This is a genomic window from Paenibacillus sp. GCM10027628, from assembly GCF_042676385.1.
GTDB lineage: Bacteria > Bacillota > Bacilli > Paenibacillales > NBRC-103111 > Paenibacillus_E.
Window position 1 is genome coordinate 12,145 of record NZ_JBHTHA010000044.1, and the last position, 21,152, is coordinate 33,296.

Consider the following 21,152-nt stretch of genomic DNA (forward strand, 5'->3'; position numbering starts at 1 on the left):
TTTTGATAACTAAATATGAAGGGAATTTTGGTGATGGATACAGTAAGAGTAGCCTTTGCGATTGATAACGGCTATGTAGATGTATTGTGTGTAGCTTTACATTCGTTGTTAAAAAAAACAAATAAGAATAGAAAATATGAGATTTTTATATTAGAGCATAAAGTTAATAAAGATAATAAACAAAAAATAACTAACTTAATAAATAACTATGTCAATTGCTCTGTTATATTTTCCAATTTTGATGAAACTACAAGTCAATATATTAAAGCTCTATCGGGAGCCTCCGAGCACTATTCAGTGGCAACTTTTTTTAGGCTTGAGCTTGTTACAAGATTCCCGGAAATTGATAAAATAGTATATCTAGATAGCGATGTAATAATTTTGGAAGATATCTCTAATCTATACGATTTAGATATTGGTGATAATTACTCTGGGGCAAGTATAGATTATAGCATGCTTGGTAATTATTATTCACAAAATAAATTACCTGTGCTTGATAATCAAACAGTTAGTAACTATTATAACCAAATTGGATTTAATAAACATGACAGTTATTTTCAAGCAGGGATAATGGTATTTAATTTGAAAAAAATGCGTGAAGACAATATTTCTGAGAAAATTTTTGAACTTTGTAAAAATGTATATTATTTTCAAGATCAGGATGTACTGAATATCGCTTTTCAAGGAAAAAATTTCGATATTGGTTATAACTGGAATTATGAATCCCGTGAATGGAGAGAGAAAGAATGGGTTTTATCATTCCTTCCTGATGAAATCAAAAAGAAATTCAATAATAGTTTAATTATACAAAAGCCTTCAATTATACATTTCAGTTGGAAAAGAAAACCTTGGGTTGATCCTAGCTCAGAATTTGCAAGTGTCTGGTGGAAAAATGCAAAAGAAATAAATTTTCAAAGGTTGCCTTTAATTTCTGTAATAGTACCAATTTATAATGTTGAGCCATATCTAAATGATTGTTTGAATTCAATAGTTAAGCAATCATATCCTAATTTAGAGGTCATTCTTGTAGAAGATTGTTCAACTGATAATAGCCAACATATAGCAAATGAATTTGTATTGAAATATGACTATTTTCAAATGATAAAACATACCACAAATTCCGGACTTTCACAAGCTCGTAACTCGGGACTTGATATTGCTACTGGTAAATATGTAATGTTTATAGATTCAGACGACATGGTTAAAGAACACTTTATTTCACAATTGTGTATTGTTATGGAGAATACTAATTACGATTTTGCTATGTGTGATGTACAGTATATCGATAGCAAAAATCATTGGTTATATACAGATAATCATATTATATTTCGTGAAGATCTAAATAAAAGTCTCACGCCTAAAATTGATTTAGATTCACTTCATTACTATGATATTTCAATTGAAGACTTGAGTATTGTAACATACTTATGGCCATCTGCATGGAATAAAATATATCGTCGTGAAATCATCGAAAATAATAATCTGCGTTTTCCTGTTGGCTTATATTACGAAGATCATGAGTTTTATTATAGTTATTTTTTTAAGTGTAAAAACATTGCTTACATTCCCATGAAAAACTACGAATATAGATCGAATAGAACGGGACAAATAACTAATACAATAAATAATAAAATTTTTGATGTATTTCCCGTGTTAGATAATATAAAAAAATTACTTTATGCAAATATGAATAACGACGACGCAAAATATGCATACCTGAAAGTTCTATGTCTTTTATTACTTGAAAGGTCTTGGATCATCCCTGAAGATAATGACTTTTATAGACCTTTTCTAAAAAAAGCATCCTATTATTTAAAAGAATATACATTAGAAGAAGCTAAGAAATATAAGTTTCATTATGTAAGTGAAAGTGATTTGGAAAAAATATTCAGGAAGGTTAACTTAAAACAACTTATGAAGAAAACACTGAAAAAAGTACTGAAAAAGTTGTTCCAGCCTTTATATTGGAGATTAGAATTGAGATTGACTCAGATTTTTGAAAGAGAACTAAATAAAATTATATATCCAGAACTTGAACGAGTATATAACAAAATTGATAGTAGAATTGGTGAGCATGTTTATTGGGGAGTAACTGAAGTAGCTAAAAATGCAGAGGAAATTATCGACGAATATATATTTTTAAGTACTACCGAAACTAAGAATAATATCAGTAATATTGCTCAGAAATTGGAAAATGCAACAAATAAAATTGATCAAAGAGTTGGTGAGCATGTCTATTGGGGTGTTACGGAAGTAAGAAAAGATCTTAATGAAAAGATTAATACCGTTAACTCTTCATATACCGAGTTTAAACCTTTTTGGGAGCCTGTTAATTTTGAAGCATTTACACCAGGTCATTCATGGGTTTGGGCTGATGTCTTTAAAGAATATGAAAGGGCAAATAATAATATAGATGAGCAAAAACAAAAGTTATTTCGGAATCTCAGTGTAGAAGATATAAAAATTCTTGAAGGGGTTTGGGATAGATACATCAATGTATTACCTAAAGTTTCTGAAATTCAAAAAGGATATTATTTGTTTAATACTAATAAAATTTTTAACGAAAAAGAGCTAAGTGAACAGAAAAGAATTATAGAAGAATTTAACGAAGTTATCGAAGGATATACATTGCCAGAAGGCGCACATTATGAAATCCCAGTATTTTATTACCATAATGGTTTAAAACATTTGCCGGATATTTACAAAAAATATATACAAAATGGAGTTTTTGTTGATATTGGTGGGTACGTTGGAGATTCTGCAGTTGTTATGTGTGAATATTCACCAAATAAAGTTATCTCATTTGATATTTTGAAAGAGAATATCGAAAATATTAATTACACAGCAAAGATAAACAATCGAAGCTCATTAATAGTAGCTGAGCAGTTTGCAATATCAGATATAAGTGATCAGTATGTAAATGTATCTGGAGAAAAAACAATAGCAACAGTTTATAATACGGAAAATCATCGCAATATTTATAAAGAACAAGATTCGATAAAAACAAAAAAGTTAGATGATTACGTAATTGAAAACAATATTTCAAATGTAAAGGTAATTAAAATAGACGCTGAAGGATTTGATTTTGAAGCTATCAAAGGTGCTATCGAAACAATAAAAAGAGATAAACCAGTTATTTTAGCATCACTCTATCATACTCCAAAGGACTTCTTTAATATAAAGCCATTTATTGAAGAGTTAGGCTTAAATTATGAATTTTATATTCAAAACCAAAATCCTTTTGATCCAGTATATGAAATTGTTTTGGTTTGTTTACCAAAAATCGATGATGGGAAATATAAAGATTTAATAGAAAGAATATACTTTGAAAATTCCAAATCTAAAAAAACAGTTTATTTACACGTTGGATCACAAAAAACGGCTACATCTAGCATACAAAGTACGCTAAGTAACAATATTCATATTTTAAGAAAGTATGGATATTTTTATCCGGAAAATTGGCCTGATGGACACAGCTGGATTTTAGCAAGTATGTTTTGGGATAATCCTGTGGAATTCGGAGGTAATATTGTAGCAAATAGAACTAAAGAAGATTGTATAAAATATAATGAGCAAAACAAGCAGCTATTAATCAATGAATTGCTAACAACCAGTACGAATAATATAATTTTTTCTGGAGAAGATATTTCACTTCTTAGTTATGAGGGTGTTGAAAAATTAAAAGTTTTTTTACATGAGGTACTTCCAGAAGCTAATATAAAGATTGTTATTTGTTTTAGAGAATTAATATCCTATATGACCTCATCTATTCAAGAAAGTATTAAGTCAGGGTTATTTTTAGAAGAAGCAAAAGAAAATATATTGAAATATGAAACAAATTATTACCAGAACAGAATAGAAAAGTTTATTGATATTTTCGGTAAAGAAAATATTATCGCTTATAAGTTTGAAGATGCAGTTGCATATGAGGACGGCCCTGTAGCCTTTTTTCTAAAACAAATTGGTATATCTAATTTTGTAATTGATAAATTACAAATAATAAAGACTAACGAAGGTGTGTCAAGGCAAACTGTAGATATAATTAATTTTATTAATACTGTTATTCCACTAGTTCATGATAACAAATTATCGAATGGTAGAATCCAACTAGATACAATAAATTTATATAAAATAGCTGGGGAGCGATTTTATTTAGATACGGATACCCAAAAACAATTTTTGCAAAATAATAAAGATGATATTCTTTGGTTAAAGCATAAATTATTGATAGATTACACAGATGCAGTTCATACTCAGTTCAAAAAAACTGCTATTCTGTTTGATGACCAATATGCTGCTGATATCAAGGAGGTTTTGCCAACTCTAACCCCTGTTTTAATCAAATTATGCTTTGATTACTTTAAGTTGAGATTAATTGAGGCTGAGGATGTTTTAAGTATCAAAACATTAAATTCCTTAATTAATTGGCTTGAAAAAGAATATATCGATATAGTTTCTTCTGATTTTGATAAGCTAGTTAAAGCAGTTGAAGATTTGAAACAGTTCGAAAAAAAATGAGTTTAATTGAAGTGTAAATACAGTTATTTAGGAGGCAGCGGAATGAAAGGAATCATATTGGCGGGAGGTACAGGTACACGATTGTTTCCGTTAACAAAAGTTACAAATAAACATTTACTGCCTGTAGGTAAATATCCCATGATCTTCTATTCCGTTGCTAAATTAAAAGAAGCAGGGATTTTAGATATACTAATTGTCACAGGTAAAGAACACATGGGTGACGTAGTCAATCTCCTTGGTAGTGGACAGGAATTGGGTGTCAGCTTCACATATAAAGTGCAAGATGAAGCTGGAGGCATTGCACAAGCTCTTGGATTGGCAGAACAATTTGTAAATAATGACCGAATGGTTGTTATCTTAGGTGATAATATCTTTGCAGACAGGATCGTGCCATTCGTAAATAACTTTATAGTCCAAAAGTCTGGTGCCAAGATTCTAATTCAAAAAGTTCAAGATCCTCAAAGATATGGCGTCCCTGTGTTAGAAGGTAACAAAATTGTTTCAATTGAAGAGAAACCTCATAAACCGAAAAGTCAATATGCTGTTACAGGTATTTATATGTTTGATAATTCGGTTTTTGATATTATTAAAACATTAGTTCCATCTGGACGCGGCGAGCTGGAAATTACGGATGTTAACAATGCATACATTTCGAGAAATGATCTAACTTATGATATTCTCCAAGGTTGGTGGACTGATGCGGGTACTCATAACTCATTAGCAAAAGCTAATGAATTAGCCAGAGATACTTTTCTTGGTGTTGAGTTTGGGGAATTTAAAGTATGAGAGGTATATAGTTTATGTTGATGATTTCTACTAAGTTGCATGGTTTATTAATAATTGAACCGGATATCCATGAGGATCATCGCGGTTTTTTTATGGAAAGCTACAGCAAACTGAAGTATGCTGAACTTGGTATTATTACTTCATTTGTTCAAGATAATCACTCCTTGTCAGTTGGGGCAGGAGTACTACGCGGACTTCATTATCAGGTAAATCCAAAAGCTCAGACTAAGCTTGTTCGTGTAGTATCAGGAGCAATATATGATGTGGCTGTAGATATTCGTAAGGAGTCTCCTACTTATGGTCAATGGGTTGGAGTTATTCTGAGTGAGACTAACAAGCGTCAGCTACTTGTGCCGAAAGGTTTTGCTCACGGTTTTTGTACCCTTGTACCCAATACACAGGTGCTTTATAAAGTCGATGAATATTACTCGCCCGAGCACGAACGGGGGATATTTTGGAACGACCCTGATCTTGGTATTGTCTGGCCAACATCGAAGCCTGTTCTTTCAGATAAAGACCTAAAATACCCACTACTAAAAGAAGCGGAGTTAATTTCGTGATTGCTTTAAATTTCCTTATATTCATATTTAATAAAATGGTTACTTATGAGAGGATTCTATAAATGAGAGTAAAAAAAGCTATAATTCCAGCGGCTGGACTAGGAACAAGATTCCTCCCAGCAACAAAGGCAATGCCAAAAGAGATGCTTCCAATTGTTGATAAACCGACTATTCAATACATAGTTGAAGAGGCTGTTGCTTCTGGAATTGAAGATATTATTATCGTAACTGGCAAAGGGAAAAGAGCCATTGAGGATCATTTTGATAATTATTTTGAATTAGAGCAAACTTTGTATGATAAAGGTAAATTTGATCTTTTGAATGAAGTTCAGAAGCCCTCACAGCTAGCTGATGTTCATTATATTAGACAAAAGGAACCTAAGGGACTTGGTCATGCGATTTGGTGTGCACGTAAATTTATTGGTGATGAGCCCTTTGCAGTACTCCTTGGAGACGATATTGTAGTTTCTGAAACACCTTGTTTAAAGCAAATGATTGATCTATTTGGAGATTATAAAGCCTCTATAATTGGGGTAAAGCAAGTTAGTGATGAGGAACGTTCACGTTACGGGATTATTGAAGCTGAAGAGATGAGTGAACGTGTGTATAAGGCAAAAAAATTATTTGAAAAGCCAACGGCAGATGTTACTAATTCTAATCTAGCCATCATGGGACGGTATATATTAACCCCTAATATATTTGAGATTTTGGAAACAATACCAGCTGGGCGTGGTGGGGAAATTCAATTAACAGATGCTATATCGGCGTTAAATGATGCTGAAAATGTGTATGCGTATGATTTTACGGGGACAAGGTACGACGTTGGGGAGAAATTAGGATTTATTAAAACAACGATAGATTTTGCTTTAGTACATCCCGAGTTAAAACACGATCTTTTAGATTATCTAAAACAAGTAACACAAAAATAATAATCTTATTGGAGTCTTTTGATGAAACTACTTATCACAGGTGGAGCAGGATTCATCGGCAGCAACTTCGTTCATTACATGGTTAACCGTTATCCGAATTATAAAATTGTTAATCTGGATGCATTGACGTACGCAGGCAATTTGGAGAACCTTACGAATATCGAAAATAAAAGTAAATATACCTTTGTAGAAGGAAGTATTACTAACCAAGAGCTTGTTAGCGGTCTCTTTGAGGAAGGCATAGATGTTGTTATTAATTTCGCCGCGGAATCACACGTGGACAGAAGTATTTTAGAGCCCGATGTATTCGTGAAGACTAATGTACTTGGTACGCAGGTACTGCTTGAGGCCGCGAAAAAGTACGGCGTTAAAAAGTTCGTTCATGTCTCTACGGACGAGGTTTATGGAACATTAGGGGAAACAGGGCTGTTTACAGAAGAAACTCCGCTGGCTCCGAATAGTCCTTATTCAGCAAGCAAAGCTGGCTCTGATCTGCTCGTTCGTGCTTATCACCAAACCTTTGGTCTACCTGTGAACATCACACGTTGTTCCAACAACTACGGGCCGTATCAGTTTCCTGAAAAGCTCATTCCTCTTATTATCGCTAACGCCCTGGCTGATAAACCGCTGCCTGTGTACGGAGATGGGCTAAATATCCGTGATTGGTTGTATGTCGAAGATCACTGCAGCGCGATCGATTTGGTGTTACATAGAGGCGTTAATGGGGAGGTTTATAACATTGGTGGTAATAACGAAAGAACGAATATTCACATCGTACAAACGATTCTTCGTGAATTGGGCAAGCCGGAGTCTCTTATTCAATATGTAAAGGATCGACCTGGACATGACCGCCGTTATGGAATCGATTCGACAAAGATTACGACCGAGCTTGGTTGGAAGCCTACTCATAATTTTGAGACAGGTATTAATGAAACGATTCGTTGGTATCTAGACAATCAGGTTTGGTGGAAGCGAATCCAGTCTGGCGAGTATCAGAAATATTTTGCCCAGCAGTATGGTTCGAATCTAGGGTTCAAATAATGAATATATTAGTAACTGGGGCCAACGGTCAATTAGGACAGGATATTGTTAGGCTTCTAAAGGAGCAGCATGATGTTAAGGGTCTAGGGCGAGATCAACTGGATATAACCAATGAAGAACAGTGTTCACGAGTGCTTTCCAATTTTAAACCGGAAATTATTATCCATTGCGCTGCTTTCACAGCAGTGGATCGGGCCGAAACGGAAGAGGACTTGGCCTATAGGATTAATGCCTTTGGCACAAGAAATATTGCTGTCGCAGCCGAAAAAATCGGGGCTAAGCTATGCTATATCAGCACGGATTATGTTTTTGATGGGAATGGTTCGAAACCGTACAGGGAGTATGATAATACGAATCCCCAGAGCGTGTATGGTAAGTCAAAAAGGGCTGGAGAGAGACTTGTCGAATCAATATCTTCTCGCTATTTTATTGTCAGAACTTCGTGGATATACGGGCTCTATGGAGATAATTTCGTAAAAACGATGCTCAAGCTGGCTCAAGAAAGTGAAACTCTAAAGGTTGTAAATGACCAAATCGGTGCTCCGACTTATACGGTAGATCTCGCCCGGTTCCTTGAACGTTTAGTACAAACCGAGAAATTTGGTGTATACCATGCTTCTAATTCTGGAATTTGTTCGTGGTTTGATTTTGCTTGTGCCATTTTTGAAGAGTTAGGTTTACATATAAAGGTAGAGCCTTGCACAACTGAGGAATTTCCAAGGCTAGCGCGTAGACCGCGTTATTCTGCTATGGAACACTTGGCGATTCGGGCAAATGGTTTTGAAGATTTAAGACATTGGCGTGAGGGATTAAAAGAATTTCTTAAGCAATTTGCTAAGTATGCAAAAGTAAAGTGAAGCGAACAAAAAATGAGACTACTTGAACCTGTGTAATGGTTTGTGTAGTTTTGTTTTCTTCATTAATTTTGTCTCTGGTAATAACATGCTTAAGAGCAAGGAAGAGTAGGTTATCATGACGATGGAAATCGTACATTGATGAATATTAAGGGTGGTGCTACATCATAGAAACCTCATCTAAAAACCTAACTTTTCAAAATTCAACTATTAATAAACAGAATCGTAATGTTCTTAATCACCATAAGAGTTGTGTTTTATGGTTTACAGGTTTGTCTGGATCTGGGAAGTCAACCTTGGCTAATGAAGTCGAAAAGCAACTCTACACAAGAGGAATTCGAACATATATTCTCGATGGAGATAACATGCGACTTGGTCTTAATAAGGATTTAGGTTTTAGTACCGAAGATCGAAAAGAGAACATTCGAAGAATTGGTGAGGTAACCAAGTTATTCGTAGATGCGGGAGTGCTTGTTTTATCAGCATTTATTTCGCCATATAAAGCTGATCGGGAAATGGTCAGATCATTGTTTGACGATGATGAATTTATTGAAGTTTACTTGAACTGTTCCATTGAAATCTGCGAGCAGCGAGATCCAAAAGGACTATACCAAAAGGCACGGAAGGGTGAAATTAAAGAATTTACTGGAATTTCAGCACCTTATGAGACTCCAAGTTCACCAGAATTGAATATTGAAACGGGAAATTACTCCATTGTGGAGTCAGCACAGCGCATTATCGAGTACCTGATTCGACAGCAAATAATCTAAAAAAAAAGGTCTTTTTGTTAAAAGGAGCTGCCAGAGATCGAAGGATGAATAAAGTTAGCGTCCACATTATTACTTATAATAGTGCCGAGCATATTGATGAATGTCTGAAGGCCGTTTTTGGTCAAAAATACTCAATCTCTCAAGTTATTGTGATTGATAATGCTTCTAGTGACCGTACGTTAATGAAGTTAGAGAACTGGTCTCATAGGTGCACGATCGTTAGGAATACCAAAAATAATGGATTTGCAGGCGGCCACAATCAAGCAATCAAGCTATCCAATTCTGATTATTGCCTTGTATTAAATCCGGATGTAGCTTTAGATCAGGGGTATATTCACAATTTAATCGTCGCCTTAGAAAAAAATAGTCATATTGGGAGTGCCACTGGAAAGCTATTGTTCAAGGGAGATCCAACACGCATTGACAGTACGGGGCTTGTGATCAACAAAGCGCGAAGAGCGTTTGACAGAGGGGCAAATGAACCGAGTGAATCATACAATCAGGCAGGCGAGGTCTTCGGCGTTTCCGGAGCGGCCGCGATGTATGCCCGGAGAATGATTGATGATATCAGCGTCAATGGCGAGTTCTTTGATGAGGACTTTTTTGCTTACAAAGAGGACGTAGACGTCGCGTGGAGAGCTCAGATTATGGGCTGGAAAGCGTATTTCGAGCCTTCTGCGATTGCATATCATGAAAGAGGCTGGAAAGAAGGCGGAAGGAGCAGCAAGCCGCTCTTTGTAAGAAGACTATCGTACATAAATCGGTATAAAATGATTTGGAAAAATGATCGACTTTTTAATATCGTTAAAAATTTCTTTCCACTTCTGGTCTATGAGATCTTAAGCTTTGGTTATGCTCTAATTCGTGAGCCTAAGCTGCTTGGGGCTTGGTCAAGCTTCTTGCGAAAGCTTCCAGAGCTTTGCGAGAAGAGAAGTATCATTCAAAGTAACCGAAAAGCAACACATCACGACATATATAAATGCTTTAGATAAGAGTAAGATTAGCTAAAACTAGTCTTACTTTTTTTATGAAAAATTAAGGTTTACCATGGTATAATTATCATAGATTAAATAAAAACGAGGTTATTCTATTGGATTTAAGTGTTATCATCTTAAACTATAATACACGCGAGCTAACTCTCAATTGTTTGCAATCGGTTTTCGCGTCGACCACATCTTACAAATATGAAGTGATTTTAATTGACAATGCATCTAGTGACAACACCTTGCAGGCTGTTGTAGAGCATTTTCCGCAAGTAACGTGCATCGCCAATGACCAAAATGTAGGTTTCTCTAAAGCCAATAACCAATGCATTAAAATCGCCAAAGGTCGGTACGTATTACTTCTAAACTCGGACACGGTCGTTCAACTCGACACTCTAGAGACCATGCTTCAATTCATGGATTCTCACCCTGACGTAGGAGCTAGCGGCTGCAAAATCGTTCTGCCGGACGGTTCACTCGATAAAGCCTGTAAAAGGGGCTTTCCGACGCCCTCAGCATCCTTCTATTACGCATTTGGGTTCTCCAAGCTATTCCCAAACATCCCGCGCTTCAATCAGTACCAGCTTGGCTATCTCGACCCGGATCAAGAATATCCGATTGATTCACTCGTCGGAGCCTTCATGCTGGTACGCCGTGAGGCCATAGACCAGGTCGGGATGCTTGATGAGGAATTTTTTATGTATGGAGAAGACATCGATTGGTGTTATAGAATTAAACAAGCAGGCTGGGTGAATTACTATTACCCTCGAACTCAAATCATTCATTACAAAGGTGCGAGCAGCCGCAAGAAACCTTTTAAAATCATATATGAATTCCATCGTGCGATGATTCTGTTTCACAAGAAGCACTATCAGTATCAATATTCCTGGCCCATCAATGCGATGGTATATGCGGGTGTTGGCTTGAAATTCGTACTTTCTCTTTTAACTAATAAACTGCGTCCGACGAGGTGAGATACATATGATTCGGCAAAGTCAGAGATTTTTAACACAACTATATGCGGTCGTCGATTTTGTGTGTATCCAGCTCGTCTTTCTTTTTTCGTGGTGGATTAAATTTAAGAGCGGATGGGTGCCTTTCGATGGGCCGTTGCCTTTTAGGCACTATATGATGTGGAGCGTTGCCTATGGTTTGATAGCTATAGGGATTAGTTACTTTGTAAGTTTCTACACGCCGAAAAGAAGGAAGAGATTCTCTTTTGAAGTGTTGAAAATCATTCAAGTGCATTCATTCAGCTTACTTTTGCTGCTAAGTTTGTTGTTTATCCTTAAAGAAGTAGATGTATCCCGCTCTTACCTCTTATTGTTTCTTGTAAACAACATTCTGTTCATAAGCATGTACAGATACTTGGTAAAAGTTTCACTCAAACGATTCCGGCAAAAAGGGTACAACAAACAGTTTGTTCTAATATTGGGAGCCGGCTCATTAGGTCGTCAATTTTACACGAAGCTGAAGCAACATCCTGAATTGGGTTATGAGGTTGTAGGATTTCTTGATGATTTTCAGGAGAAACATGAAGTCTCCTATCAGCATTACAAACCGATTATTGGTACCATTGACGATTTGGAATCGATTTTGAACAAACTGATTGTGGATGAAGTTATCATTGCTCTGCCTCTAGACGCACATCGTAAGTTTGGAAGTATTATCAATGTATGTGAGAAGATCGGTGTCAAAACGCTCATTATCCCTGATTTCTATGACTTCTTGCCATCAAGACCGTATTTCGACAATTTTGCCGATATGCCGCTGATTAATGTACGTGACATTCCACTGGACGAGTTACGAAATCGCCTCTTCAAAAGAGTGTTCGACATTGTCTTCGCTGCAGTGGCAATCATTATCACGCTACCGGTTATGCTGGCATCTGTCGTAGCCATTAAACTGACCTCCTCAGGCCCCATCATCTTCAAACAAGAACGCGTAGGCCTTAACCGAAGAAGGTTTATGATGTATAAATTCCGAACGATGAAAGTGCTGCCTGAGGATGCCTCCAACACGCAATGGACGGTCGAGAATGACCCGCGGCGGACGAAAGTCGGAACGTTCCTTCGCAAAACGAGTCTGGATGAGCTGCCGCAGTTTTTTAATGTGCTTTTTGGGCATATGAGCGTGGTTGGTCCGCGCCCGGAGCGTCCATATTTCGTGGAACAATTTAAAGAAGAAATACCGAAGTACATGGTAAAGCATCATATTCGTCCAGGTATCACAGGATGGGCACAGAGTAATGGGTTGCGGGGAGATACTTCCATCGAAGAGCGTATCAAGCATGACATTTTTTATATCGAAAATTGGACTTTTTTATTTGATATTAAAATTATTTGGAGAACGATTATTAACGGTTTTATAAATAAAAACGCATATTGAAATTTTTTTCTATCGACGGCATAATTCGCCAACATCTCCCCCATACTAGTGCATATACTGGATATGCGGGGAGGTTTTTTTATGATAGATCATGAAGACGCTTACCAGGAAGATAACCTATCGATTGGCAAAGGTTTGATTTTTGGTGTTGTGTTCGGCTCCCTGATTTGGGCGGCCATTATAGCCGGAATTGTTTTTATGTGGGTGAAGTAAATAGAAGGTTTTTTGAATGGAGGGCTGCTTGGGCTGAAATATGCTCAAAGCAGCCTTTTTACCACATCAGAAAGATAAGTTCACTAAAGCGCTAAAGCGCGATGAAGACTTTCTGATTGGCGAATAAACCTACATATAAACGAGGTCGCTCATCATCGAAAGACCTCGATAGGGGTTTATCTCATTTTGCTTAAGAAACAACTTTCGGAGATTTCGAAGGGGTCCATTTCAACGTGCCTTTGAGTACGGCAACAAGGGGCTTTTCGCCCAGTTTGTAAACTGTATAACAGAGTGGGATTGTCAAAGTTACAACTATCATATCCGTCCAAAAGAATCCGATTTTTCCAGCCAAATGACTGGCTTTGGACAGTTTCATGATGATCGAAATGAACAATAGATGCGTAAGCAGGATGGTGTACGATGCATTTCCTAGCTTGCCGAGCACCTGAACCCAACGGGTTAGACGCAGTTGATCTGGAACGGAAGCAGCTCCTAGCAGAACGAATGTAGCTGGAATGACATACAGCAGGTAGTCGTGAAAAGGGACAACTGCGTACTTGTTGTTAAGCCATATAAGGAAGAATCCCAGTGCCCCGACGATCAGTAGGAGCTTATAGTGATAACTCCGATGCTGCTGCATCCATTTGGCAAGTAAACAGCCTACGGCAAATTCCAAGTTAACTTCACTGAATAGAAAATTTAGATAAAAATGTCGGTCAATATCGGCGCCAATCAGGGGTACATTCAAGACATGACAAAGCGTTAATATCATCCAGATAGAAGCGAATAGATACGCGGGCTTTTTTCCAATGGCCATAATTAGGCTGAATAGCAGGTAAAACAGTAAAAAGTAACTTAAAGACCAGGCGACCGGCAAAATGGGACCATGAGCCTGAGGCAGCAACAGTAGCGAACGGATAATCGTATCTTTGTGGGTTTCATACCCATAGCCAAAGCTTGGAACGAGGAAATAAACGGGTAATACGATTAGTGTGATTAACCAGTAAAAGGGATAGATCCGGATGAGACGATTAGACAGATAAGGAAGGATAGTCATTTTAGAGCCGATCCGGCTGCCGTAAGCACTAAATAGCAGAAATCCGGTCAGTACGAAGAAAAAATCAAGACCTCCCGATCGCCCGATGGAACTAACCCCGAAAAGATCATATTGAAAATATTTGTAGGACATCGCTGATGCATGGAATAACAAGACAAAGAAAGCCGCTACTCCCCGCGATGCTTGGAGCGCGATTTTTTGATTTGCATTCATTTATGTTCCTCCGGTCTATGTGTATGTATATGACAACGATCATGACAGAGGATTGTGAAGGAAGTATGTCTACAAGCTGAAAAGTTTCTTAAACTTTCACGAGTTTCCTTTTTCTAAGCCAAGCCCCCAACTCGTCTGCATAATCGGCCAAGTCCCCTCATATGCATGTACTAGTGATGTTAATCAAGCAGTGAGGGGATGATTCGATGCGCCGGGTCACATGGATGATGGTAGCTATCATGTTGAGCTTAGCAGTTGTTCTCGCAGGATGCGGGATCGGGAAAAAGGATGCAGGATCCATTGTAAAGGATTTGGATCATGTGATCAGCAAGCCGGGCAGTTATCAAGCTTCAGGGAGCATGATTCTGCATACGGGACAGCAGCCGCAGGAGTATGCGGTGGAGGTGGCGTTTTCGCCGGAGCATTTTTATCGGATTTCGTTGACGAATGCACAGAAGGATGTTACGCAGATCGTGCTGCGTAATGAGGAGGGCGTGTTTGTCCTGACGCCTCATTTGAAGAAGAGCTTCCGATTCCAAAGCGATTGGCCGGAGAATCAAGGCCAGGTGTATTTGTTCCAGTCTTTAGCGAAGAGTATCGTCGCGGATAAAGACCGTCAGTTTACGACGGAGAATGATGCGTATGTGTTCGATGTAGCAGCGAACTACCAGAACGAAATGCTGTCCCGCCAGAAGATCTGGCTGAACAAGAAAACACTGGCGCCTCTGCAGGTGCAGGTGTCGGATGCGAACCAGAATGTGATGGTTCAGGTGAATTTTACGAAGTTTGAGTTTGATGCGAAGTTTGATAAGGACTATTTCCAAATGGAGCGCAACATGACGAGCTGGAATATGTCTCAACAAACGTTGCCTACAACGGCTAATGCGAGTGTAACGGATAAAAACTTGACGGCTACGGGTGGACAATCCGACCAAGCTATCGGTCAAACGGGCAAGGCTACCCAAGGCCAAAAGGATACAGGCACTACAGGAAAGTCAGGATCGAGTGCAACCGGAGCTTCTGGCAATACAAGTACCTCAGGAACAACCGGTACTTCAGGCACTTCAAACTCAACAAGCACAAAACCGACAGCTGACAGCAAGTCTAACGCCGCGGCAAGCAAACCGCAAAATATTGGTATTATTGAGCCATCCTACATCCCTAAAGATGTGGTAAAACAAGACATTACTGACATGAAGCTTGGTGAGGACCCAGCGGTGTTGCTGCGATACAAAGGCAAGTACAATTACAGCATCGTTGAGGTAAGACCACAGTCGAAGACAGTGTCTTTGCAACCTGGGACAATCGTAGATCTAGGCTATACAATAGCTGTTCTTACGGGTGATGATAAGAAGACGTTGACTTGGACGGATGATGGCGTAGAGTTCCGCCTCTCAACAGGAGATCTGCCTACTTCAGAAATGATTAAAGTCGCGATGGCCACTGAAGGGCAGTCTGGAAAATAAAACAAAGGGGAGTCCTGCTCATTTGGGAGCGGGTCTTCCCTTGTTTTTGTATGTAACAAAAAGTACTATAAAGAAAAAACTTATTTGAAAAAGGCAGGGAGTAAAGCATACGTCATGAGCGGTTTTGACCGAGAATGGGAAAAGAAGCTTCAGTTCTGGAAATCAGAAATTGATCTGTTTGCCAAACAGCTGAATGATGGTGGGAAGTTAAAATCGGATACCGTGGAAAAGCATGTGAGTCGGATACTGTTTGTAACTGAAGCTTACTTCATGCGTTATGATATCGGTTATGACGAATTTGATGGAGGAACGGTTGTTGACTTCCTCGGCAATTTTTATATATCTAAGGTACTGAACAGTACAAAGACGGAGTTGTCTGCTTTCTTGTCGTCGTTCAAAAAGTGGGCGCAATACTTACAACGAGTAGGCAAAATATCCTCCACGCAGTACAGCGACATTTTACGGGTTTGCAAGAATAAAGAATTTTTCTATGAGCGATTTGACAGTTATATGGATACTGATGACGATGAAGACTTGATGCAGGATTGGTTTTTTGCCGACGATCTTGAGGACTGATTTGTTAAGACAGGGAATAACTGAATCCTCGGTTGCAGAAGAAATATTTCTTTCATTAATGGATGCCGAGCATGCATCGTTGTCCTGGACGCCCTATGGAACAAAGTTTCCTGGAGGAAGCGGTAAGAAATACAAGAAGTGCTGTTTGTAGTAAATGTGCTCGCGATCTGGAAAACAATTGGAAAGTAAGGTTGACAGCTTTTCATATTAAAGCTTAACATAGAGAATATGGGTCCGAACGGGTTCGGAAAAAGGAAAGGGGAGTCCTGCTCGAAGGAGAGTGGGTCTTCCCTTGTCCTTTGCAATTGGAAAAAGAGGTGGACGGCAATGGATGCTTTTTATCGGCCAACATGGGTTGAGATATCATTAGATGCTCTTCGCAGTAACATAGAGGGATTTCAAAAGGTGCTTCCGGAAGGTATGAAGCTAATGGCGGTCGTTAAAGCCGATGCCTACGGCCATGGTGCTGTAGCGGTTTCCAAAGAGGCGATTGCTGTGGGTGTAGACTATTTAGGTGTAGCTTTCTTTGACGAAGCGCTGGAGCTGCGTAATGCGGGCATAACGGCTCCCATTTTAGTTTTGGGCTATACACCGCCTGAAGGGGTCGAAATGGCCCGGGAACAGGATATTACGATCGCTGTTTATAGTCGAGAGGTTTTGGATGCTCTTCGAAAGCAGGCTCAGGAGCAGAAGGATCCAGAACAAGCGAAGAAACTCAAAATCCATGTAAAGCTGGACACTGGCATGGGACGCCTTGGTCTGAATACGGAGAAGGATGCCATTCCATTCATCGAGCAGGCATTAGCCTTGCCGAATGTTGTGGTTGAGGGTTTATTTACGCACTATGCAAATGCCGACGAGATTGACAAAACGTATACGATAGAGCAATACCGCAGGTTTGAGCGGATTGTGGATCATTTTAAAAAGAAGGAAATTGAATTTCCGTTTATACATGCGGGCAATAGTGCGGCGGCTATCGATTTGCCGAATCTAACGTACTCCATGGTGCGTCTGGGCATCAGTATGTACGGTCTCTACCCCTCTGAGGAGGTTAACAAGCAGAAGATCGAGCTGAAGCCGGTACTTAGTTTGAAAACAGGAATCGTACATCTCAAAACGCTGCCGCCAAATTCCGGAATCAGCTATGGTACCATCTACTTCACGAAGTCGGATGAAAAGATTGCTACCTTGCCGATCGGCTATGCGGATGGTTTTTCCCGGATGCTTTCGACGAAAGCAGAGGCTCTTATTCGTGGTCGGCGGGTGCCGATTGTCGGACGAATTTGTATGGATCAGTGTATGGCAAATGTAACAGAAGTACCTGACGTGCAGGCAGGCGATGAGGTTGTGCTCGTAGGAGAGCAGGATGGGGAGCGCATTACAGTAGAGGATGTAGCCGGGCAGCTTGGTACGATTAATTATGAATTTATTTGTATGATATCGCACCGTGTAGCCAAGGTATATGTCCGTAATGGTATACGCGAGGATGCAATTAATCCTTTGATGCGGCATCGGTACTAGTTCTGTGCGTGGCTTCATAAAATTACCATGTAAAATTTGAAGACATTTAAGAGGATTTTCAGGATATGTTATCGAATACTACGTATGGAATGTCTGATATCCGGTTGTGTAACATAATTGATATACCCAAGGCATATATCTATTGTATAATTTGGTTTTCATGATGACATACTGGTAATATTGTTTTTGTATCGTTTCTGGGGGTGCGAGAATTTGAATAATGCGCATAATACGAAAAGGATCATGATTAGCTTACCTGACAATCTGCTGCAAGAGGTCGATGGCATTGTCGAGAAAGAGAATTCGAATCGCAGCGAGTTTATTCGCCAGGCTATGAAGCTTTATTTGATTGAGCGTAAAAAGCGCAGTCTGCGCGAATCCATGCAGCGCGGCTATATGGAGATGGCGAAAATCAATCTCAGCATGGCATCTGAAGCTTTTCAAGCGGAGGAAGAAGCGGACAATACGCTTGATCGCTTAGTAAGCGGGGTGTAGAAGGTGATTGTGAAACGTGGCGATGTGTTTTTCGCAGATCTTTCGCCGGTGGTCGGGTCCGAGCAGGGAGGCGTTCGTCCTGTTCTAGTGATCCAAAATGATATCGGCAACCGCTTTAGCCCCACCGTGATTGTTGCAGCGATTACCGCTCAAATCCAAAAGGCAAAGCTTCCCACGCACGTCGAAATTGATGCAGAAACGCACGGGTTCGATCGGGATTCTGTGATTCTGCTGGAACAAATCCGTACGATCGATAAGCAGCGGCTTACGGACAAAATCACGCATTTGGACGAAGAGACGATGCGGAAGGTTGACGACGCTTTGCAAATTAGCGTGGGACTGATAGAATTTTGAATACGATCTGGAACGGACGAGGGCGAGAGATACCCCTCGTTTTTTGGTTTGTTTGGTTATACGGACTGTAAATATACATAATTGAAGAATTGGGGAATGATGGTGACATTGTTGAACAGGTACTTGCAGAAAATGTTTCACGCCAAAGAGGAAGGCGGAATGACGGGCACGACAACTGCAGACGCTTCCTCAGGACAAGGGAAAGTGTCGGAAATGGAAGAGCCTAGAGAAAAGGTTCAGCTCTCTGAAGAAAAGAAAGCTGAAATTCAAGAGCGAATCCTCAAGCAAATCTCGACGGAGTTGCAGCTGCCGACAGGCAAGGTGAAAACAACGGTAGGGCTGCTTGACGAAGGCAATACGATTCCTTTCATCGCGCGGTACCGCAAAGAGATGACGGGCGAGCTCGACGAGAATCAGCTGCGTGACATTGAGGAGCGCTTGCAATATTTGCGCAACCTCGAGGATCGGAAGATCGAAGTCGTGCGCCTCATCGATGAGCAGGGCAAGCTTACCGATGAACTGCGTAAGTCCATCGAGACGGCTGCCAAGCTGCAAGAGGTCGAAGACCTGTATAGACCTTATCGTCAAAAGCGGAAGACAAGAGCCAGCGTGGCCAAAGAGCGCGGTCTGGAGCCGCTCGCCGATTGGATCTGGAAGCAGCCTCGCCAAGGCTCGCTCGAGCAAGAAGCTACGCGTTACATAGACGCGAACAAGCAGGTTAATAGCGCCACTGACGCGATCCAAGGCGCGATGGACATCATTGCCGAGAATATCGCGGATGACGCGAAAATAAGGGCTTGGGTGCGTCGTTACACCCATGACCAGGGGATTCTTCGGACAGAGGCTAAAGATGCCCAGCAGGAATCCGTCTATGAAATGTATTACGCATACCAAGAGCCTGTACGTAAGCTGCCACCACACCGTATCCTTGCGATCAATCGCGGTGAGCGGGAAGAAGTGTTAAAGGTTAGTTTGGACGCACCGGTTGATAAAATACATGAATACATTGCACGTCAAATCATCAAAGGACAATCTGTGGTTCAAGATGTGCTACGAGCTATCGTTGAAGATGCTTATAAGAGATTGATTGCTCCTTCCATTGAGCGAGAAGTGCGTAATGAAATGACTGAGATGGGCGAGGAGCAAGCGATTAAGATTTTCGCGGAAAATCTGCGTAATCTGTTGCTCCAAGCTCCAGTCAAAGGTCATGTCGTGCTCGGTGTCGATCCGGCTTACAGGACGGGCTGTAAGCTTGCCGTCATCGACGACACCGGTAAAATGCTTGAAATCGCCGTTACCTATCCGACCCCTCCGAATAATAAGGTCGCGGAAGCGAAGGCGAAGTTCAAGCAACTGATCAGCAAGTATGGCGTAGAGCTGATCGTCATTGGTAACGGAACGGCTTCCCGTGAAACGGAGCAGTTTGTTGCGGAGCTGATTGGCGAGATCAAGGAGCGCAATCTCAAGTACTTGATCGTCAGCGAAGCGGGGGCGAGCGTGTACTCCGCGTCGAAGCTGGCGCAGACGGAGTTCCCGGAGCTCGACGTAGCCGAGCGCAGCGCGATCTCGATCGCGCGGAGGCTGCAGGACCCGCTCGCGGAGCTCGTGAAGATCGAGCCGAAGGCGATCGGCGTCGGGCAGTACCAGCACGACGTCTCGCAGAAACGGCTCGACGAGAATCTGAAGGCCGTCGTAGAGTCGGCCGTGAACCATGTCGGCGTGGACTTGAACACCGCGTCCCCTTCGCTCTTGTCCTATGTGTCTGGCGTCAACGCGACACTAGCCAAAAACATCGTGAAGTATCGCGAGGAGAACGGCAAGTTTGGCAGCCGACAAGAGCTGTCGAAGGTTCCGCGCCTCGGCGCGAAAACCTTCGAGCAGTGCGTCGGCTTCATGCGGATTTCGGGCGGCCGCAATCCGCTCGACAACACCCCGATCCACCCGGAGTCTTACGACGTCGTGGATCGGCTGTTTAAGGAGCTGCGCCTGGAACTGGCGCAGCTGGGCTCGCAGCAGCTCCTGTCGCTGCTGCAGACCGTGGAGCCAGAGGAACTGGCTCCGAAGCTGGGCGTTGGTGTCCCGACGCTGCGGGACATCCTGGACAGCCTGCAGCGACCTGGGCGGGATCCGCGGGACGAAGTCCCCGCGCCGATCTTCCGCACAGACGTGCTGCAGCTTGAGGATCTTGTGCCGGGCATGGAGCTCACCGGTACAGTGCGCAATGTCATCGACTTCGGTGCCTTCGTCGATATCGGAATCAAAAACGACGGGCTCGTGCACATCTCTCAACTGAGCAACGGCTTCGTCAAACATCCGATGGACGTGGTATCCGTAGGCGATATCGTGAAAGTCTGGGTATTGAGCGTTGACCTAAAAAAAGGCCGTGTCAGTTTGACGATGAAAAAGCCCCAATAAAATTTGGAGAGAA

General features: G+C 40.7%; 18 protein-coding genes. 17 read left to right on the forward strand and 1 reads right to left on the reverse strand.

All coding sequences use genetic code 11. The annotated features are described in order from the left end of the window. Positions 1-33: 33 nt before the first annotated feature. The 11 genes from ACFQZT_RS27195 (at position 34) to ACFQZT_RS27245 (ending at position 13,042) form a co-directional block, all read left to right on the forward strand. Complete coding sequence (locus ACFQZT_RS27195; RefSeq protein ID WP_379305148.1) at positions 34-4,518, forward strand: FkbM family methyltransferase; 4,485 nt, start codon at positions 34-36, stop codon at positions 4,516-4,518. A gap of 42 nt (positions 4,519-4,560) precedes the next feature. Then, a complete protein-coding gene (locus tag ACFQZT_RS27200; protein ID WP_379305150.1) occupies positions 4,561-5,304 on the forward strand; it encodes a sugar phosphate nucleotidyltransferase in 744 nt (247 codons plus the stop codon). A gap of 14 nt (positions 5,305-5,318) precedes the next feature. Next, positions 5,319-5,864 (forward strand): dTDP-4-dehydrorhamnose 3,5-epimerase, encoded by a 546-nt coding sequence (rfbC, locus tag ACFQZT_RS27205; protein WP_379305152.1) that lies wholly within the window; start codon positions 5,319-5,321, stop codon positions 5,862-5,864. A 62-nt stretch (positions 5,865-5,926) separates the two neighbouring features. Continuing rightward, entirely contained in the window at positions 5,927-6,793 is an 867-nt protein-coding gene (galU, locus tag ACFQZT_RS27210) for a UTP--glucose-1-phosphate uridylyltransferase GalU (protein ID WP_379305154.1), read from the forward strand. Positions 6,794-6,814: 21 nt separating this feature from the next. Continuing rightward, positions 6,815-7,834, forward strand: coding sequence for a dTDP-glucose 4,6-dehydratase (rfbB, locus tag ACFQZT_RS27215; protein WP_379305156.1), 1,020 nt, complete (start codon positions 6,815-6,817; stop codon positions 7,832-7,834). Next, complete coding sequence (gene rfbD, locus ACFQZT_RS27220; RefSeq protein ID WP_379305158.1) at positions 7,834-8,691, forward strand: dTDP-4-dehydrorhamnose reductase; 858 nt, start codon at positions 7,834-7,836, stop codon at positions 8,689-8,691. The genes rfbB and rfbD overlap by 1 nt, the downstream gene beginning before the upstream one ends. Before the next feature lie 164 nt (positions 8,692-8,855). Beyond that, a complete protein-coding gene (gene cysC, locus ACFQZT_RS27225) occupies positions 8,856-9,458 on the forward strand; it encodes an adenylyl-sulfate kinase (protein ID WP_379305469.1) in 603 nt (200 codons plus the stop codon). A 44-nt stretch (positions 9,459-9,502) separates the two neighbouring features. Further along, on the forward strand, positions 9,503-10,450 hold the full coding sequence (locus ACFQZT_RS27230) for a glycosyltransferase family 2 protein (RefSeq protein WP_379305160.1): 948 nt from the start codon (positions 9,503-9,505) through the stop codon (positions 10,448-10,450). A 98-nt stretch (positions 10,451-10,548) separates the two neighbouring features. Then, a complete protein-coding gene (locus ACFQZT_RS27235; protein WP_379305162.1) occupies positions 10,549-11,415 on the forward strand; it encodes a glycosyltransferase family 2 protein in 867 nt (288 codons plus the stop codon). Between the two features lie 7 nt (positions 11,416-11,422). After that, entirely contained in the window at positions 11,423-12,829 is a 1,407-nt protein-coding gene (locus ACFQZT_RS27240; protein ID WP_379305164.1) for an undecaprenyl-phosphate glucose phosphotransferase, read from the forward strand. Positions 12,830-12,910: 81 nt separating this feature from the next. Next, positions 12,911-13,042: a hypothetical protein gene (locus tag ACFQZT_RS27245; protein WP_379305166.1), complete on the forward strand. Its 132-nt coding sequence runs from the start codon at positions 12,911-12,913 to the stop codon at positions 13,040-13,042. A gap of 190 nt (positions 13,043-13,232) precedes the next feature. Here ACFQZT_RS27245 and ACFQZT_RS27250 read toward each other — a convergent pair whose 3' ends face one another. Continuing rightward, the gene (locus ACFQZT_RS27250) at positions 13,233-14,312 is read right to left on the reverse strand and encodes an acyltransferase family protein (RefSeq protein ID WP_379305168.1); all 1,080 of its coding nucleotides are present in this window, start codon (positions 14,310-14,312) and stop codon (positions 13,233-13,235) included. A gap of 206 nt (positions 14,313-14,518) precedes the next feature. On the opposite strand from ACFQZT_RS27250, the gene ACFQZT_RS27255 reads away from it, so the two are divergent. The 6 genes from ACFQZT_RS27255 (at position 14,519) to ACFQZT_RS27280 (ending at position 21,139) form a co-directional block, all read left to right on the forward strand. Further along, positions 14,519-15,778, forward strand: coding sequence for an outer membrane lipoprotein-sorting protein (locus tag ACFQZT_RS27255; protein ID WP_379305170.1), 1,260 nt, complete (start codon positions 14,519-14,521; stop codon positions 15,776-15,778). Positions 15,779-15,892: 114 nt separating this feature from the next. Next, positions 15,893-16,354 carry a hypothetical protein gene (locus ACFQZT_RS27260; protein WP_379305171.1) on the forward strand — a complete coding sequence of 154 codons (462 nt, stop codon included), beginning with the start codon at positions 15,893-15,895 and terminating at the stop codon, positions 16,352-16,354. A gap of 327 nt (positions 16,355-16,681) precedes the next feature. Then, the gene (alr, locus tag ACFQZT_RS27265) at positions 16,682-17,875 is read left to right on the forward strand and encodes an alanine racemase (protein ID WP_379305173.1); all 1,194 of its coding nucleotides are present in this window, start codon (positions 16,682-16,684) and stop codon (positions 17,873-17,875) included. A gap of 213 nt (positions 17,876-18,088) precedes the next feature. Further along, positions 18,089-18,370 (forward strand): CopG family ribbon-helix-helix protein, encoded by a 282-nt coding sequence (locus ACFQZT_RS27270; RefSeq protein WP_379305175.1) that lies wholly within the window; start codon positions 18,089-18,091, stop codon positions 18,368-18,370. A 3-nt stretch (positions 18,371-18,373) separates the two neighbouring features. Next, complete coding sequence (locus ACFQZT_RS27275) at positions 18,374-18,724, forward strand: type II toxin-antitoxin system PemK/MazF family toxin (protein ID WP_028553893.1); 351 nt, start codon at positions 18,374-18,376, stop codon at positions 18,722-18,724. Between the two features lie 213 nt (positions 18,725-18,937). Further along, a complete protein-coding gene (locus tag ACFQZT_RS27280) occupies positions 18,938-21,139 on the forward strand; it encodes a Tex family protein (RefSeq protein WP_379305471.1) in 2,202 nt (733 codons plus the stop codon). The last annotated feature ends 13 nt before the right edge of the window (positions 21,140-21,152 follow it).

What these genes read in the sequence shown, in the direction of transcription:
- ACFQZT_RS27230 (WP_379305160.1), top strand. Translation starts at nt 9,503, where the DNA reads ATGAATAAAGTTAGCGTCCACATTATTACTTATAATAGTGCCGAGCAT.
- ACFQZT_RS27240 (WP_379305164.1), top strand. Translation starts at nt 11,423, where the DNA reads ATGATTCGGCAAAGTCAGAGATTTTTAACACAACTATATGCGGTCGTC.
- ACFQZT_RS27260 (WP_379305171.1), top strand. Translation starts at nt 15,893, where the DNA reads ATGAGCGGTTTTGACCGAGAATGGGAAAAGAAGCTTCAGTTCTGGAAA.
- ACFQZT_RS27280 (WP_379305471.1), top strand. Translation starts at nt 18,938, where the DNA reads ATGGAAGAGCCTAGAGAAAAGGTTCAGCTCTCTGAAGAAAAGAAAGCT.
- alr (WP_379305173.1), top strand. Translation starts at nt 16,682, where the DNA reads ATGGATGCTTTTTATCGGCCAACATGGGTTGAGATATCATTAGATGCT.
- ACFQZT_RS27195 (WP_379305148.1), top strand. Translation starts at nt 34, where the DNA reads ATGGATACAGTAAGAGTAGCCTTTGCGATTGATAACGGCTATGTAGAT.
- ACFQZT_RS27245 (WP_379305166.1), top strand. Translation starts at nt 12,911, where the DNA reads ATGATAGATCATGAAGACGCTTACCAGGAAGATAACCTATCGATTGGC.
- rfbC (WP_379305152.1), top strand. Translation starts at nt 5,319, where the DNA reads ATGTTGATGATTTCTACTAAGTTGCATGGTTTATTAATAATTGAACCG.
- ACFQZT_RS27255 (WP_379305170.1), top strand. Translation starts at nt 14,519, where the DNA reads ATGCGCCGGGTCACATGGATGATGGTAGCTATCATGTTGAGCTTAGCA.
- rfbD (WP_379305158.1), top strand. Translation starts at nt 7,834, where the DNA reads ATGAATATATTAGTAACTGGGGCCAACGGTCAATTAGGACAGGATATT.
- rfbB (WP_379305156.1), top strand. Translation starts at nt 6,815, where the DNA reads ATGAAACTACTTATCACAGGTGGAGCAGGATTCATCGGCAGCAACTTC.
- ACFQZT_RS27200 (WP_379305150.1), top strand. Translation starts at nt 4,561, where the DNA reads ATGAAAGGAATCATATTGGCGGGAGGTACAGGTACACGATTGTTTCCG.
- galU (WP_379305154.1), top strand. Translation starts at nt 5,927, where the DNA reads ATGAGAGTAAAAAAAGCTATAATTCCAGCGGCTGGACTAGGAACAAGA.
- ACFQZT_RS27250 (WP_379305168.1), bottom strand. Translation starts at nt 14,312, where the DNA reads ATGAATGCAAATCAAAAAATCGCGCTCCAAGCATCGCGGGGAGTAGCG.